Here is a 14,709-nt window from a genome sequence, read left to right on the forward strand (position 1 = left end):
CACCGCCACCGCCGCCGCCCCCACGCCGCCGACGCGGGCGACCATCGCGGCGGCGGTGGTCGCCCGCGTCGGCGGCGTGGGGGCGGCGGCGGTGGCGGTGGCGGTGGCGGTGGCGGCCAGAGTGGCGGCCGCGGCGGTGAGGAGCAGGGCGGTGGAGCGCATGGTGGACCCCCGTGGGATGTCGTCGGATGGTGCCGGAAGGCGTCGGATGTCGTCGGATGTCGTGTCGAGTGTCTGGCGACGGCGTACGCGAGGGGCACTGCCCGACTGCTCGCGTAGCGACATCCCGATGGTGACACTGAGTGACGGTGCCGGGAAGGGGTCGACCGGCTTGTCCACCCATAAGGATGACGGAGAGTGACTGTGCTGACGGGGCGCCGCTTCCACCGAGCTGCGCCGGGGTGCGCGAAGGCCCCGCGACAGGCGTGTCGCGGGGCCTTGTGACGGCCGGCCAGGACCGGCGGGCGGGGGCGTCAGATGTGCGCCGCGCCCGCGGCCGCGTCGGCGTTGGCGCCGCGCTTGGTCAGCACGGCCACCACGGCGGCGACCACGGCCACCACGCCGGCGACCGTGAACGCCATGGCCATGCCCGACATGAAGGTGTCCTGGATGACGTCGCCGATCTTGGCAGTCAGCTCCGGGGTCATGCCGGGGGCCTTGGCCAGTTCCTCGGGGACCCTGCCGAACTCCGCCGCCTCCTCCAGACGCGGGTCCGGCGGGACCGGGATCCCGGCGCTCTTCCAGTTCTGCGCGAAGTCGGCGCTCACCTTGGAGGCCATGACCGAGCTGAGCACCGCGGTGCCGAGCGCGCCGCCGACCTGCATGGCGGACTGCTGGAGACCGCCGGCCACGCCGGAGAGCTCCAGCGGGGCGTTGCCCACGATCACCTCGGTGGCGCCCACCATGACCGGCGCCAGGCCCAGGCCCAGCAGGGCGAACCAGAGCGACAGGGCGAGCGTGCCGGTGGCGGGGGTCAGGGTGATCATGCCGAACATGGCGGTCGCGGTGCAGACCATGCCGCCCACCAGCGGCACCCGCGGCCCGAACTTGGTGATCATCGCTCCGGCCAGGGGCGAGGAGACGATCATCATCGCGGTCAGCGGCAGCAGGTGCAGACCGCTGTCGATGGGGCTCATCCCCTTGACGCCCTGGAGGTAGAACGACACGAAGAAGAGGCCGCCCATGAAGGCGAACGCCATGAGCACCATCAGCACCACGCCCGCCGACAGCGGAACGGAGCGGAACATCGCCAGCGGGATGAGCGGCTCCTTGGTCTTGGTCTCCCAGACGGCGAACAGCACGAACAGGGCGAGCGAGCCGAGCACGCACAGCCAGGTGCTGGCACTGCCCCAGCCCCAGCTCTCCCCGGCCTTGATCAGACCCCACACCAGCGAGGCCATCGCGGCGGAGAGCAGCAGGATGCCGGGGATGTCGAAGGAGCGGGGGGCGTTGGCGGCGCGGTGGTCCTTGAGGATCACCAGGCCCATCACCAGCGCCAGGACGCCGACCGGCACGTTGATGAAGAACACCGACTGCCAACTGACCCGTTCGACCAGCACGCCGCCGAGGATCGGGCCGCCGGCGGTCGAGGCGCCGATGACCATGCCCCAGATGCCGATCGCCATGTTCAGCTTCTCGGCCGGGAAGGTGGCCCGCAGCAGACCGAGCGCGGCGGGCATGAGCAGCGCGCCGAAGAGGCCCTGGAGCACACGGAACCCGACGACCAGCCCGATGCTGCTGGAGAACCCGATGGCGGCGGAGGCGGCGGCGAAGCCGGTGATGCCGATCAGGAAGGTCTGGCGGTGTCCGAAGCGGTCACCGAGCTTGCCCGCCGTGATCAGGGCGACGGCCAGCGCGAGCAGATACCCGTTGGTGATCCACTGGACGTCGGAGAGGCCGGCGCCGAGATCGGCCTGGATGGCGGGGTTGGCGATGGCGACGATGGTGCCGTCGAGCGCGACCATCATCACACCCACGGCCACGGCGAACAGCGTCAGCCAGGGGTGGCCGCGCAGCCCTGAGGGCCCGGGCGCCGGGGGCTCCTGCCCCTGGGACTGCTTGTCGATGGTGGTCTGACTAGTCATACCGAAAGGCTAGTGTCAGTGACTGACAATTGACAAAGCGTTTCAGTCGCCGGTAACTGTCACCTACCTCACAGGCAGTCCGCCACGGAGGCATCAGCGGATGTCGGGGGACGGCCTCCGGCGAGACGTCGGCGCGCGACCTCCGGTGGGCCGCCTCGGACCGGGGGCATCGGCGGGGGCATCGGCGGGGGTATCGACGGGGACATCGAGTGGAAGAGGACGCAGTGGTGACAGTCGGGCAGTCCGGACTGCGGGAACGCAAGAAGCAGCGCACCCGGGACGCCCTGATGCGCACCGCCCTCGAGCTCTTCACCACCCGCGGGTACGAGGAGACCACCGTCGACGAGATCGCCGGCGCGGTGGACGTCTCCCAGCGCACCTTCTTCCGCTACTTCGCCAGCAAGGAGGACGTCGCCTTCGGCGTACAGGAGATGGTCGAGGCGCACTTCCTGGCGGCGCTGCGGGACCGCCCCGCACCGGAGCCCCCGTTCGAGGCGATGCGCAACGCGGTGCTGTGCGCCTGGGACACGATCGGCGAGGCCATCATGGAGGTGGTGCCGGTCGAGCTGTATCTGCGCACCTTCCAGGTCATCGAGTCCACACCCGCGCTGCTCGCGGTCCACCTGCGCCGCGCGATGGAGACGGACGAGGCGATCGTCCGGCTGATCGCCGAGCGGGAGGGGCTGGACGTGGACGCCGATCCGCGCCCCCGGGTGGCGGTCGCGGCGTTCGGCGGCATCATGCGGATCACCGGACAGATGTGGGTGCGCGGGGAGGACCGGTCCATGGAGGCGATCCGCGCCATCACCGTCGCCTACCTCGACCAGCTCGGTCCGGCCCTCGCGGGAGACTGGCGACGCACCGCGGGCAGCGACGCGGACGCCGCGGACGCCGCCCGTAGGACCTGACCGAGAGCGACGGGCGCGCCCCGTCGGCCGGTTTCCTTACACCCTCCGTGCACGGCCGGGCACGGCCTTCCCCCGAATCCCCCTCCTACGCGTGAGGTCGGTCACGCTTCGCGTGCTCGGCTTCGTCGTCCGGGGCGGGGGCGCCTCCTAGGGTGTCCCGCAGTGACTTCCTCCGACACCGCTCCGCTTCCGCACGCCCTGTGGCGCGTCTTGCTCGCGCTGGTCGTGGTCGTCGTGCTCGTCATGACCACCGGCTGGACGGCCGTCGGCCGGGGCGACGGCCCGCAGGAGCCGCGGGAGGCCGCGATGGCCGCCTGGCGGCACGACCGCATCGCGTACCGGACGCTGCCGGACCCCGACGAGCGGCCGGCCGCGATCTCGGCGTTCTTCGGCGCCCTCACCCAGCGCCAGCAGGACCGGCTCGCGCTGCGGCACCCCTACGTGGTGGGGAACCTGGACGGCGCCCCGCTCCCCGTGCGCTACCGGGCCAACCGGATCGCGCTGCGCGCCGCGCTGGACGACGAGCGGGACCGGGCCGGGGACCGGCGGCTGTCGGACGACGGCCACCGGCAGGCGGTACGCCGGATGCACCGGTTCGCCGCGCTGCTCCGGCCGGACCGGCAGATCCTGGCGTTCGACCCGGCCGGGCGCGGGCGGGTGGCCGAGGTCTTCGGCGACCTGGGACGGGCCGAGCGGGTGTCGGTGGTGGTGCCCGGGGTCGACACCAATCTCCTCACCTTCCAGAAGAGCGCCCTGAAGTACACGGCCCCGGTGGGCATGGCGACCTCGCTGTACCAGGCCGAGCGGGAGACCTCCCCCTCCACCCGTACCGCCGTGATCGCCTGGGCGGACTACGCCTCGCCGGCCGGCGTGGGGATGGACGCGGCCACCGGGCGGCTCGCCGCGACCGGCGCGGACCGGCTGGTCGACCTCACCGAGGGGCTGCCCGGCTCCTCCGAGGTCGCCCTGTTCTGCCACAGCTACGGCTCGGTGGTCTGCGGGGTGGCGGCGCACAAGCTGCCGAAGCGGGTCACCGACGTGGCGGTGGCCGGGAGCCCCGGCATGCGGGCGGACAACGTCGCCGGGCTCGGCACCGGGGCCCGGGTGTGGGCGGCGCGGGACGCCGACGACTGGATCGCCGACGTGCCGTACCTGGAGGTCGGCGGCCTCGGCCACGGGGCCGACCCGGTGGCGCCGGAGTTCGGGGCGCGGCTGGTGTCCTCGCACGGCGCGGCCGGGCACGCGGGCTACTTCGTCCCGGGAACGGACAGTCTGCGCAACTTCGCCGGGATAGGCGTCGGGGCGTACGGGTCGGTGCGCTGCGCCGCCGGGCAGGACGGCTGCCGCGACGGTCTTCCCCTCGACGAGCCGGTCAGCGGGGAAATCTCCGGCACGGCGAAGGTCTGACGCGCGTAGATCGCCGCGGCGTGTGCGGAAGGTCGGGTACGCGCGGGTAGCGACGCGCGGGCGCACGCCGCATACGATGGGGCGCATGGGTGATGTGCTGGCCGGAATTCATGCCACCTGGGAGTTCGAACCCGACGCCGTGCTCATCCGCTTCGAACGGGGAATCCGCGCACCGAGGCTGTACCAGGTGCTGCGCGAACGACGCGTCCCGTACGAGGCGTTGGCGTCCGTGGCGGTCTCCCCTGGCAGACGCGGCACCGTGGTGCTGCACGCGGTGCCGAGACCGGGCGCCGATCCGCTGATGGACGCGGCGGCCGGGCAGCTGCCCGAAGGCGTCGACCCCTACCGGCTGGTGCTGCCGCAGGAGCAGGAGAAGTTCGCCGACTACTACGCCGACGAGTTGCGCGGCCGGATCGAGGACGCCCGGATATCCGGGCCGGGCGCGGACGTCGAGGGTGACTGCGGCCGCGCGGAGCGCTTCCTGATCACCGCCCCCACGCCCCCGTTGCAGTTCAAGGCGTACGACGGGAAGGCCGTGTTCGACGGCGAGCAGGTGGCGTTCCGCTGGTCGCGTACGGGCGCGTCCTCGGCCAAGTGGAAGGCCGGTGACCAGTTCTTTCCGGTCAGCGAGCTGGCCGGCGTCGAGTGGCGTTCGCCCGAGCTGATCGACGGGCATCTGCGGCTGGTGCGGCGCGGGGCGGGGCCGCAGGACGGCGAGCAGGCGGAGAAGGACCCGGCGGCGGTGGTGTTCGGGGCGGGTTACGGCCCGGTGCACGAGTCGCTGCCCTTCGCGGCGGCGGTGCTCGCGGCGGTACGGAAGGCCGCGCCCGTCGCGGTCCCGGCCGGGGTGCCCTCGGGGGTGGCGGTCGCGGGCCGGGACCCGGCGGCGGTCGCCGAGCGCATCCGCCACCTCGGCGAGCTGTACCAGGCGGGCCTGGTGACGGACGAGGAGTTCGCCGCGAAGAAGGCGCAGTTGCTGGACGAGTTGTAAGGCCGGCGGGCCCGCCGGGGGCGTGCGGAGGCCGGAGGGTCCGGCTCGCGCCACGACGACCACCTGGGGCGGCCGGCTCGCCCGGCTCCTGTGCACCGGCTGATACCGGGGTATGACCCGGGGACCGGGACGGGGGTATGAGGGGTGCGGCACGGGCGGGACCGGGGGCCGACGCCGGGGCGGCGGTCTGCTGCCTACGCTGACCGGACCATGAGCACTCCCTCCCGCGATCCCGGCCCGCGCGCCGAGGAGCAGCGCACCGAAGACCGGCAGGGCCGATACCGGCCGTCGTCCCCTCTGGCACCGGGCGTGGTCGCCGGGTCGCTGCGCGGGCTGGGCACCCCCACGCGGCCCGGGGCGCCGTTGATGGGGCGGGCGGCCCGGCCGTGGCTGCGCTGGCTGCCGTACGCCTTGGCGCTGGCTGCCGTCGGCACCCTGCTGCCGGTCACCGTCACCGTCCTGATCCACGACTACGGGATGAACGGCGCGCTGGCCGGGGCGCTGGCCACCGCGCAGACCGCGCCGCTGGTGTCGGCCGTCACCAGGCCCCTGCAATCCTGGTGGATCATCGGCGCCGCCGATGTGCTCGGCGCGGTCGCGGCGCTGCTGACGGGTCTTCACGACGGGCTGAGCTGGCCGTGGACGCCGATGGGCGTGGTGGGCTACCTGCTGCTGATGGTCGCCCTCGGCCTGCGGGAGCCGCCCCGGACGCTGGTCGCCGTGTGGCTGCTGACCGGGGCGGCGGGGCTGGCCTTCGAACCGGTCAGCCGGGGACGCGGCAGCGGGGTGGCCGTGCTGCTGTTCGTGCTGACCGGGGTGGTGCTGGTGGTGACGGCGTCGCTCCGGGAGGGCGGCGAGGCGCGGCGGAAGCTGGTGGAGCAGGAGTCGATCAGTGAGGCGGAGCGCTCCCGGCGCACCCTGCTGGAGGAACGCGCCCGCATCGCCCGGGAGTTGCACGACGTGGTGGCGCACCACATGTCGGTGATCACCGTGCAGGCCGAGTCGGCCCCGTACCGGATCACCGGCCTTCCGGACGCGGCCCGTGAGGAGTTCACCGCCATCGCCGGCTCGGCCCGCGAGTCCCTCACCGAGATGCGGCGGCTGCTGTCGGTGCTGCGCAGCGAGGGCGCGGAGGGCGAGCGGGCGCCCCAGCCGGGCCTGGACCGGGTGCAGCAGCTCGTGGAGGCGACGGTGCGGGCGGGGGTGCCGGCCGAGTTGTCGCTGCCGGCCGACCCGGGGGCGGTGCCGCAGGCGGTGGACGTGTCGGCGTACCGGATCGTGCAGGAGGCGCTGGCGAACGTGGTGCGGCATGCTCCGGGCGCGCCGACCAGGGTGTCGGTGACGGTGTCCGCGAGCGGCCGCTGGCTGACCGTGCTGGTGGTCAACGGCCCGGCCGACAGGGTGGCTTCGCCGCTGGAGAGCACGGGGACGGGGCACGGTCTGGTCGGCATGCGGGAGCGCGTACGGTTGACCGGCGGCACCCTGGACACCGGTCCGCTGCCGGACGGCGGCTTCCGGGTCGCGGCCCGGATGCCGCTGCGCGACGAGGCGGCCCCGCCGTCGGTGGCAGAACCCGGCGCCGCCGGGGAGGCCGCGGCGCCCGAGGAACCAGAGGGGACCGAGTGACCATCCGTGTGATCATCGTCGACGACCAGGCCATGGTGCGCGCGGGATTCGCCGCGCTGTTGTCCGCGCAGGCGGACATCGACGTGGTCGGCGAGGCCGCCGACGGGCGGGCCGGGGTGGCGGTGGCCCGCTCCACCCGTCCGGACGTGGTGCTGATGGACGTGCGGATGCCGGAGATGGACGGGCTGGCCGCGGCCCGCGAGGTGCTGTCGCCGCCGCCCGGGGTCGTCCACCGGCCGCGGGTGCTCATGCTCACCACCTTCGACGTGGACGACTACGTGTACGAGGCGCTGCGCGCGGGCGCGTCCGGGTTCCTGCTGAAGGACGCCCCGCCCGCCGACCTGATCGCCGCGGTGCGGATCGTGGCGGCGGGCGAGGCGCTGCTGGCCCCATCGGTGACCCGGCGGCTGATCGCGGACTTCGCCGCCTCCCGCCCCGCCCCGCGCCGGGACCGCTCGCTGCGGCTGAACGGGCTGACGCCCCGTGAGACGGAGGTGCTGGAGCTGATCGCCCGGGGCCTGTCCAACCAGGAGATCGCGGGCCGCCTGGTGCTCGCCGAGCAGACCGTGAAGACCCACATCGGGCGGGTGCTGGCCAAGCTGGACCTGCGCGACCGGGCCCAGGCGGTCGTCTTCGCGTACGAGTCGGGGCTGGTCACCCCCGGCGAGGTCTGACCCGCGGCCGGACCGGGAGCCCGCTCCGAGGGCCCCCACCCCCTACCCCGGTAGCACCGCCGGTCGGCACCCGGGGGTGACGCGGTACCGCCCGTCGTCTTCCTACCTTCCTCCCGCCGCCGCTCAGCGCGGTGAAGGCCGGACACGGGAGACGAGGGGGGCGACGGCATGGGCCGTTCCAGGGGTGCGAGGACCGCGGCGAAGGGCGGGTTCCGGTTCCGCCGGCTGCGCAGGACGCTGGTCGCGGCGGCGGTGACGGCGGCGGTGGCCGCGGGCACCGCCGGATGGGCCGCCGGGGACGCGCAGCCGGCCGTCACCGGTCCGCCGCCGGGCAGCGCGGCCTGGCGGGCTGACCTCTCGCTGGGCCGCCCGCTGCCGGACCCGGCCACCGCGTCGCCGGCCGAGGTCGCCGCGTTCTTCGCGGGTCTCGACGACGCCCGGCGCCTCCGCCTGGCGGGGCGGCACCCGTCGGTGGTGGGCAACCTGGACGGCGTCCCGGTCTCCCTGCGCTACCGGGCGAACGGGCTGGCGCTGCGGCACGACGGCCGGTTCGGGCGGCTCGCCGGGCGGCGGATCCTCGCCTTCGACCCGCGCGGGCGGGGACAGGTCGCCGAGGTCTTCGGGGATCTGGAGACGAGCGACCACGTCGCCGTGATCACCCCCGGCTCGGACATCGACGCCTCCAGCTACGACCGGGCCTCCGACCCGTACGGCACCCCGGCCGGGATGGCGCGGGCGCTGCGGGGGCGGACCGGCGGCCGGACCGCCGTCATCGCCTGGGCCGGCTACACCACGCCGGTCGGCGTGGGGGTGGACGCGGCCACCGGGCGGCTCGCCGAGGCGGGCGCCGAGCGGCTGGTGCGGTTCACCGAGGGGCTGGCGGCGGTCGGGCTGCCCGCGCCGGCGGTGTTCTGCCACAGCTACGGCTCGGTGGTGTGCGGTCTGGCCGCGCCCCGGCTGAACGCCCGCGACCTGGTGGTCCTCGGGTCGCCCGGGATGCGCGCGGACAGCGCCGCCGCCCTGCGCACCCGGGCCCGGGTGTGGGCGGCCAAGGACGGGGACGACTGGATCGACTCCGTACCGCATGTGGAGCTGCTGGGGCTGGGGCACGGCGCGGATCCGGCGTCGCCGTCCTTCGGCGCCCGTCCGGTGCCGGTCACCGGGGCCCGCGGCCACACCGGCTACTTCGCGCCCGGCACCGCCTCGCTCGCCGCCTTCGCCGCCATCGCGGAAGGGGAAGCCCGATGAGAGCCCTGATCGAGACGGTCAAGACAAGCAAGACGGTGACGGCGGTCAAGGCGGTCGAGGTGATCGAGGCAATCGAGGCGCGGACGCCCGCGCACCGGGACCGGGCGGTCGACGGCCTGCGGGCGCTGGCGCTGCTCGCCGTGCCGCTGGGGCACTGGATGCTCGGCGGCTTCACCGTCGACGCGGACGACGGCGGCCTGCACAACGCCAGCCCGCTCAGCGCGTTCGGAGTCTTCGCCCCGGTGAGCTGGGTGCTCCAGATGCTGGGGGTCTTCTTCCTCGTCGGCGGCTACGCCTCGGCGCTGTCCTACCGGCGGCGCACCGGGTCGACCGCCGACTGGCTGCGCGGCCGGGCAGCCCGGCTGGGGCGGCCGGTGCTCGGTGTGACGGCGGTGTGGGCGGCGGCGCTGCCCGTGCTGCGGCACGGCCTCGGGGTGCCGCAGGACACCCTGCGCACGGCGACCACGCTGGTCGTCCAGCCGCTGTGGTTCGTGGGCGTGTACACGGTCGTCACGGCGCTCACCCCGTACTGCCTGCGGGCGGCGCGGCGGCTGGGGGTGTGGGCGGCGGCGCCGCTGCTGGGCACGGTGGCGGTGGTGGACGCGCTGCGCTACGGCCCGTACGCGGAGGCCGTGCCGTCCTGGCTGGGCGCGGTGAACATCCTGCCCGGCTGGCTGTTCGCCTACCAGCTCGGCGCGGTCTGGGCGGTGGGCCGGCTGGGGCGGCGGCAGGCGTGGTGGCTGCTGGCCGGCGGCGCGGCCCTGTTCGCCGCGCTGCTGCTGGTCTGCGGCTATCCGGCGTCGATGGTGGGGGTGCCGGGCGAGGCGCGCACCAACTCCCATCCGCCGTCGCTGCTGGTGGTGGCCCTGGCCGCGGCGCAGAGCGGGGCGGCGATCCTGCTGCACGGGAGGCTGGACGGGCTGCTGCGGCGGCGGCCCGCGCTGTGGGCGCCGGTGGTGGTGGTCAACCTGTCCGCGATGACGATCCTGTGCTGGCACCAGACGGCGATGCTGGCCGCGGCGGTGCCGGCCGCCGGATGGTCGGGCGCGGTGCCGGGGCTGACCACCGCTCCGGACACCCTGGCGTGGATCGCTGCCCGGGTGGCCTGGCTGCCGCTGTTCGCGGTGCTGCTGGCGGTGATCGGCCGGTACGCGCGGCGGTGGGAGGCCCCGTGGACCGGGGCCGGTCCGGTCCGCCGCGCGGCGGCCGCGCTGCTGGCGGCGGGCTTCGCCGTCTGGGCCTTCGGCTGACGCCTTCCGGGGGCCGCCGGGGCCCGCCGGAGGGCGACAGGGGCCTTGAAGGCCGCCAGGGGGCTCAGCCCTCGCGGGCGGCGGAGGTGGAGGACATGTCGGGGTAGCGGTCGCCGGCGACCCGGCCGGCGATCGGCTCCAGCGCGGCCAGCTCCTCGGCGGTGAGGGTGATCCGGGTGGCGGCGGCGTTCTCCAGCAGCCGGCTGCGCTTGCGGGTGCCGGGGATCGGCACCACCGTCAGCCCGTGCACGTCCGCCCGCTGCTGCACCCAGGCCAGCGCGATCTGCGCGGGCGTCGCCCCGTGGGCGTCGGCGATGGCGCGCAGCGGCTCCAGCAGGGCGGCGTTGGCCTTGGCGTTGTCGCCGGTGAAGCGCGGCTGGAAGCGCCGGAAGTCGTCCTTGGCCAGGTCCTGCTCGGCGTTGGCGAACGCCCCGGTCAGGAAGCCGCGGCCGAGCGGGGAGTACGGCACGAAGGCGACGCCCAGTTCGGCGGCGGCGCCGACGGCGCTGCGTTCGACGTCCCGGGAGAAGACCGACCACTCCGACTGAAGGGCGGTGATCGGGTGCACGGCGTGCGCCTCGCGCAGCTCGGACCCGGTCACCTCGCTCAGGCCCAGGTAGCGGACCTTGCCCTGCTGGACCAGTTCGGCCATGGCCCCGACCGACTCGGACAGCGGCACGTGCGGGTCGCGGCGGTGCATGTAGTAGAGGTCGATGTGGTCGGCGCCCAGGCGGCGCAGGCTGGCCTCGACGGCGTCGCGGATGTAGGCGGGGTCGTTGCGGATGACCCGCTCGTCGGCGGAGTCGCGCTGGATGGCGAACTTGCTGGCGAGGGTGATCTCGTCGCGGTGGGCGGCGACGAACGGGGCGAGGAACTCCTCGTTGGCCCCGCGGCCGTAGATGTCGGCGGTGTCGATGAGGGTGACGCCGGCCTCCAGGGCCGCGTCCAGGGTGTCCCGGGCGGCGGCCTGGTCGGTGTCGCCGTAGAACTCGCTGATGCCCATGGCGCCGAAGCCCTGGACGCCCGTACGGGGGCCGTCCGTGCCCAGTTGCACGGTGCGGATCTTCTCGAATGCGTCGGTCATGTCGTACGCGTTCCTCTCGGGTGGTGCGTGCGGTCCGCTGCGGTCAGGGGGCGAGGTCCGGCGCGGGCTGCCGGGCGCCGTAGACGCCGATCTTGTGGTCGAGGACGGCGAGGGTGTCGGTCAGCTCGTCGATGCGGGCCAGGACGTCCCGCCGGGTGGTCTCCAGCAGTTCGCGGCGCTCGTCGACGGTGGACGCGCCGGCCCGCACCAGCTCCGCGTACCGGACCATCGCCGCCACCGGCATCCCGGTCAGCCGGAGCTTGCCGACGAACACCAGCCAGTCCAGGTCGCGGTTGGTGAAGCGGCGCTGCCCGGTGTGCGAGCGGTCCACGTGCGGCATCAGCCCGATCCGCTCGTACCAGCGCAGGGTGTGCGCGGTGAGCCCGGTCCAGGCGGCGACCTCGCTGATGGTGTAGCGGTCCCGCCCGTCGGGGCGGGGATGCGCGGGCGGCGCGGCGGCGCAGACCCCGTCCGCCGGGGCTCCCTCGCTCCGGGCGGCCGGGTGGGGCCGGCGGACCGGTACCGGTGTGCTCTCGATCACCGTCATGCCCTCCACGCTAGAACCTTGGAGTGCACTCGAAGCAAGCGCGGACCGGCCGCACGGGCATCCGGACGCCGGGGATACGCTCGGACGCATGCAGAGCCTGGCGATGATCGACAACTGGCCGGTACCGAACGCGGCGGCCGCCGTGGTGCGCGCGGACGGGACGGTGGCGGGCGCGCACGGCCCGACCGGCCGGCCGTTCCCGCTGGCCTCGGTGACCAAGCCGTTGGCGGCGTACGCGGTGCTGGTGGCGTACGAGGAGGGGGCCGTCGAGCTGGACGAGCCGGCCGGCCCCGAGGGGTCGACCGTCCGGCACCTGCTGGCGCACACCTCCGGTCTGGCCTTCGACGAGCACCGGCGGCAGGCCGAGCCGGGGACGCGCCGCGTCTACTCCAACGCCGGGTTCGAGGTGCTGGCCGACCATGTGGCCAAGGCGACGGACATCCCGTTCCCCGAGTACCTGCGCCAGGCGGTGCTGGAGCCGCTCGGCATGCGGGCGACGGCGCTGGACGGCTCGGCGGCCAAGGACGCCGTGTCCACCGTCGACGACCTGGTCCGCTTCGCGGCCGAGGTGCAGGCCCCCAGGCTGCTGGACGCGCGCACGGTGCTGGCCGCGATGAGCGTCGTCCACCCCGGGCTGACCGGCATCCTGCCCGGCTACGGCCACCAGCGGCCCAACGACTGGGGCCTCGGCTTCGAGATCCGGGACGGCAAGTCCCCGCACTGGACCGGGTCCGCCTCCTCGCCCCGGACCTTCGGCCACTTCGGCCAGTCCGGCACCTTCCTGTGGATCGACCCGGACGCCGGCGCGGCCGCTGTCGCCCTCACCGACCGGGACTTCGGGCCGTGGGCGGTCGAGGCGTGGCCCGCCTTCACCGACGCGGTCCTGGCGGAGCTGGGCGGCGCGGCGGCCTGACGCCGTCGGGTCCCGGCCGCGCTCAGCGCTGGCGCAGGTGGTCGCGGAGGGTGCGGGCGGCGTGGGCCATCAGGGCCTCCGCGCCGGGCTGGGCACTGGCCGGCACGGACGACTCGGTGAGCGCGGCGACGGCGAAGACCTGGCCGTCGGCGTGCTCCACGACGCCGACCTCGTGGCGCAGGTTCAGCAGGGTGCCGGTCTTGGAGGACCAGGTGGTGGCGTCGGAGCTGAAGTCCGGGGCGAGCCGCTGGCGTACCAGGTTGTGCCGCATCAGCTCCCGTACGGTGGTGGCGACGTCGGCCGGGATGGCGGAGGGCAGCCAGAGCGCCTGGAGCAGGTCGGCCCAGGCGCGGGCGGTGCCGGTGCTGGCGCGGGTGGTGTCGAGCTGCGGCAGGCGGTGTCCGCGGCCGCCGATCTCGGCGGAGGCGCCCGCGTTGATCGCCAGCGCGTGCGCCAGGTGGACCTGTCCGGTCTCGAAGCGCTCCGCCGGTGTGTCGGTCAGCTCGCCGACCCGGTGCCGGACGGTGATGCCGCTCAGGCCCCACGCCTTCAACTGGACCGTCACCCGGTCCGGCGGGGTCAGGTCGAACAGGGCGTCGGCGGCGGTGCTGTCGCTGAGGCAGACGCTCAGATAGAGCAGGTCGTCCACGGCCACCCGGGCCGGGTGCCGGAACCGGCTCAGCCCGGTGGGGCCGGGGGTGGTGATCCGGCCCGGGGCGACGTCGACCGGCTGCCCGCCGTCCAGGTCGCCGCGCCGGACCCGCTCGGCGGTGGCCAGCGCCAGCGGCACCTTGACCAGGGACGCGGACGGCAGCGGGACGTCCGCGTCGATGCCCACCTCCGCGCCGGTGTGCAGATCCCGTACGAGCAGGCAGCCGCGCAGGCCCCCGTCCCGCAGTTCCCGCCGCAGCGACCGCAGCAGCGCTTCCGTGCTCGTCATCCGCCGTCCCTCTCGTCGGCCGGGTCCCCTGGCGTGGACGCTCCCACACAGGCGCCGATCTCCTCGCCGAGCCGGGACAGCGGGGGTTCGGGCCCGCTGTCCGCCGCCAGGCCCAGCAGATAGCCGCGGACGGGGGTGTACTCGCCCAACGGCCGCCAGTGCAGCCCGAGGTGGCAGGCCTGCGCCGCCGAGCACAGCAGCAGGTCGGGCGCGGCGAGTATCTCGGCGACCGCGGTGGTGGTGTCGGGGGCGAGGGCGAGCTGGGCGGGGCGCAGCCCGACCGCGTCGCGCAGTTGGGCGAGCGGGTCGCGGACGTGCGGGACGTCGTCCTCCGGCTGGAGCCAGACCCGTCGGGCCGGGCCGCGGGCGGTGCGCCCGAGCCGCAGCGTCTCCAGGTGGACGCGGCGTACGCCCGGGTCGCGGGCGGCGGCGAGCCCGAGCGGCACCGGCCAGGCGGCCTCCTGCTCCGGGACGGCGAGCAGGGCGGCGCGCACCCGCCGGGCGAGCAGGAGTTCGCCGCGGCGGGCCGGGCGGGCGGGGCGCGGGTCCAGCAGCATGCCGAGGCCGCGGGCCCGGGCGACGAGCCGGGCGAGCCCGCCGGTGGTGCAGGTCTCGGGCACGGCCAGCTTCCAGGGCCGGCGGCGGGCGGCCGCGGCCTCGTGCAGCAGCCCGTCGGCGTCCTCGACGAGCCGGCGGGCGTGCGGCAGCATCTCGCGGCCGAAGGGGGTGAGGACGGCCCGGCGCACCGAGCGTTCGAACAGCGGCTCGCCGAGGCGTTCCTCCAGGGCGGCGACCCGGCGGCTGGCCACCGGCTGCGACACCCCGGCGGCGGCCGCGCCGTCGGTGAAGCCGCCGTGGTCGCTGACGGCGACGAAGGCGCGGCATGCTCCCACCAGATCCACCCGGCCACTGTATGCGTTTCCCGCATGAGGGCGGGCGGGCCGGTATTGGTGCCGGAGGCGCTCGCGCGGCGAGGGTGTCCGACGAGGCGGCAGCGCCGCCTCGGCCGCCGGACGCCTCCACGGGGTCCGCGCCGC

General features: G+C 75.0%; 13 protein-coding genes. 8 read left to right on the plus strand and 5 right to left on the minus strand.

All coding sequences use genetic code 11. From position 1 onward, the window contains the following. Positions 1-473 precede the first annotated feature (473 nt). Complete coding sequence (locus tag C6N75_RS03130; protein ID WP_105867283.1) at positions 474-2,084, minus strand: MFS transporter; 1,611 nt, start codon at positions 2,082-2,084, stop codon at positions 474-476. A gap of 227 nt (positions 2,085-2,311) precedes the next feature. On the opposite strand from C6N75_RS03130, the gene C6N75_RS03135 reads away from it, so the two are divergent. The 7 genes from C6N75_RS03135 (at position 2,312) to C6N75_RS03165 (ending at position 10,188) form a co-directional block, all read left to right on the plus strand. Beyond that, entirely contained in the window at positions 2,312-2,992 is a 681-nt protein-coding gene (locus C6N75_RS03135) for a TetR family transcriptional regulator (RefSeq protein ID WP_258177195.1), read from the plus strand. A gap of 162 nt (positions 2,993-3,154) precedes the next feature. After that, positions 3,155-4,399: an alpha/beta hydrolase gene (locus C6N75_RS03140; protein ID WP_105867284.1), complete on the plus strand. Its 1,245-nt coding sequence runs from the start codon at positions 3,155-3,157 to the stop codon at positions 4,397-4,399. Between the two features lie 76 nt (positions 4,400-4,475). Further along, on the plus strand, positions 4,476-5,390 hold the full coding sequence (locus C6N75_RS03145; RefSeq protein WP_105867285.1) for a DUF4429 domain-containing protein: 915 nt from the start codon (positions 4,476-4,478) through the stop codon (positions 5,388-5,390). Between the two features lie 210 nt (positions 5,391-5,600). After that, the gene (locus tag C6N75_RS03150) at positions 5,601-7,016 is read left to right on the plus strand and encodes a sensor histidine kinase (RefSeq protein ID WP_105867286.1); all 1,416 of its coding nucleotides are present in this window, start codon (positions 5,601-5,603) and stop codon (positions 7,014-7,016) included. Further along, the gene (locus C6N75_RS03155) at positions 7,013-7,690 is read left to right on the plus strand and encodes a response regulator (protein ID WP_105867287.1); all 678 of its coding nucleotides are present in this window, start codon (positions 7,013-7,015) and stop codon (positions 7,688-7,690) included. Before C6N75_RS03150 ends, C6N75_RS03155 begins: the two co-directional genes overlap by 4 nt. 168 nt (positions 7,691-7,858) lie before the next feature. Further along, a complete protein-coding gene (locus C6N75_RS03160; protein ID WP_105867288.1) occupies positions 7,859-8,938 on the plus strand; it encodes an alpha/beta hydrolase in 1,080 nt (359 codons plus the stop codon). Further along, complete coding sequence (locus tag C6N75_RS03165; protein ID WP_258177196.1) at positions 8,935-10,188, plus strand: acyltransferase family protein; 1,254 nt, start codon at positions 8,935-8,937, stop codon at positions 10,186-10,188. The genes C6N75_RS03160 and C6N75_RS03165 overlap by 4 nt, the downstream gene beginning before the upstream one ends. 64 nt (positions 10,189-10,252) lie before the next feature. Here the strand turns inward: C6N75_RS03165 and C6N75_RS03170 are convergent, their stop codons facing one another. Continuing rightward, positions 10,253-11,272, minus strand: a complete 1,020-nt coding sequence (locus C6N75_RS03170) for an aldo/keto reductase (protein ID WP_105867289.1) — start codon at positions 11,270-11,272, stop codon at positions 10,253-10,255. Between the two features lie 43 nt (positions 11,273-11,315). Beyond that, positions 11,316-11,819: a MerR family transcriptional regulator gene (locus tag C6N75_RS03175; RefSeq protein ID WP_105867295.1), complete on the minus strand. Its 504-nt coding sequence runs from the start codon at positions 11,817-11,819 to the stop codon at positions 11,316-11,318. An 88-nt stretch (positions 11,820-11,907) separates the two neighbouring features. Between C6N75_RS03175 and C6N75_RS03180 the strand changes: the two genes are divergently transcribed. Continuing rightward, a complete protein-coding gene (locus C6N75_RS03180) occupies positions 11,908-12,732 on the plus strand; it encodes a serine hydrolase domain-containing protein (RefSeq protein ID WP_105867290.1) in 825 nt (274 codons plus the stop codon). A gap of 22 nt (positions 12,733-12,754) precedes the next feature. On the opposite strand, the gene C6N75_RS03185 is transcribed toward C6N75_RS03180, so the two are convergent. Then, positions 12,755-13,672 (minus strand): serine hydrolase, encoded by a 918-nt coding sequence (locus C6N75_RS03185; RefSeq protein ID WP_105867291.1) that lies wholly within the window; start codon positions 13,670-13,672, stop codon positions 12,755-12,757. Next, entirely contained in the window at positions 13,669-14,574 is a 906-nt protein-coding gene (locus C6N75_RS03190) for a LysR family transcriptional regulator (protein WP_105867292.1), read from the minus strand. The genes C6N75_RS03185 and C6N75_RS03190 overlap by 4 nt, the downstream gene beginning before the upstream one ends. Positions 14,575-14,709 lie beyond the last annotated feature (135 nt).

The sequence above is a fragment of the Streptomyces solincola genome (genome assembly GCF_002982015.1).
GTDB classification, from domain to species: Bacteria; Actinomycetota; Actinomycetes; order Streptomycetales; family Streptomycetaceae; genus Streptomyces; species Streptomyces solincola.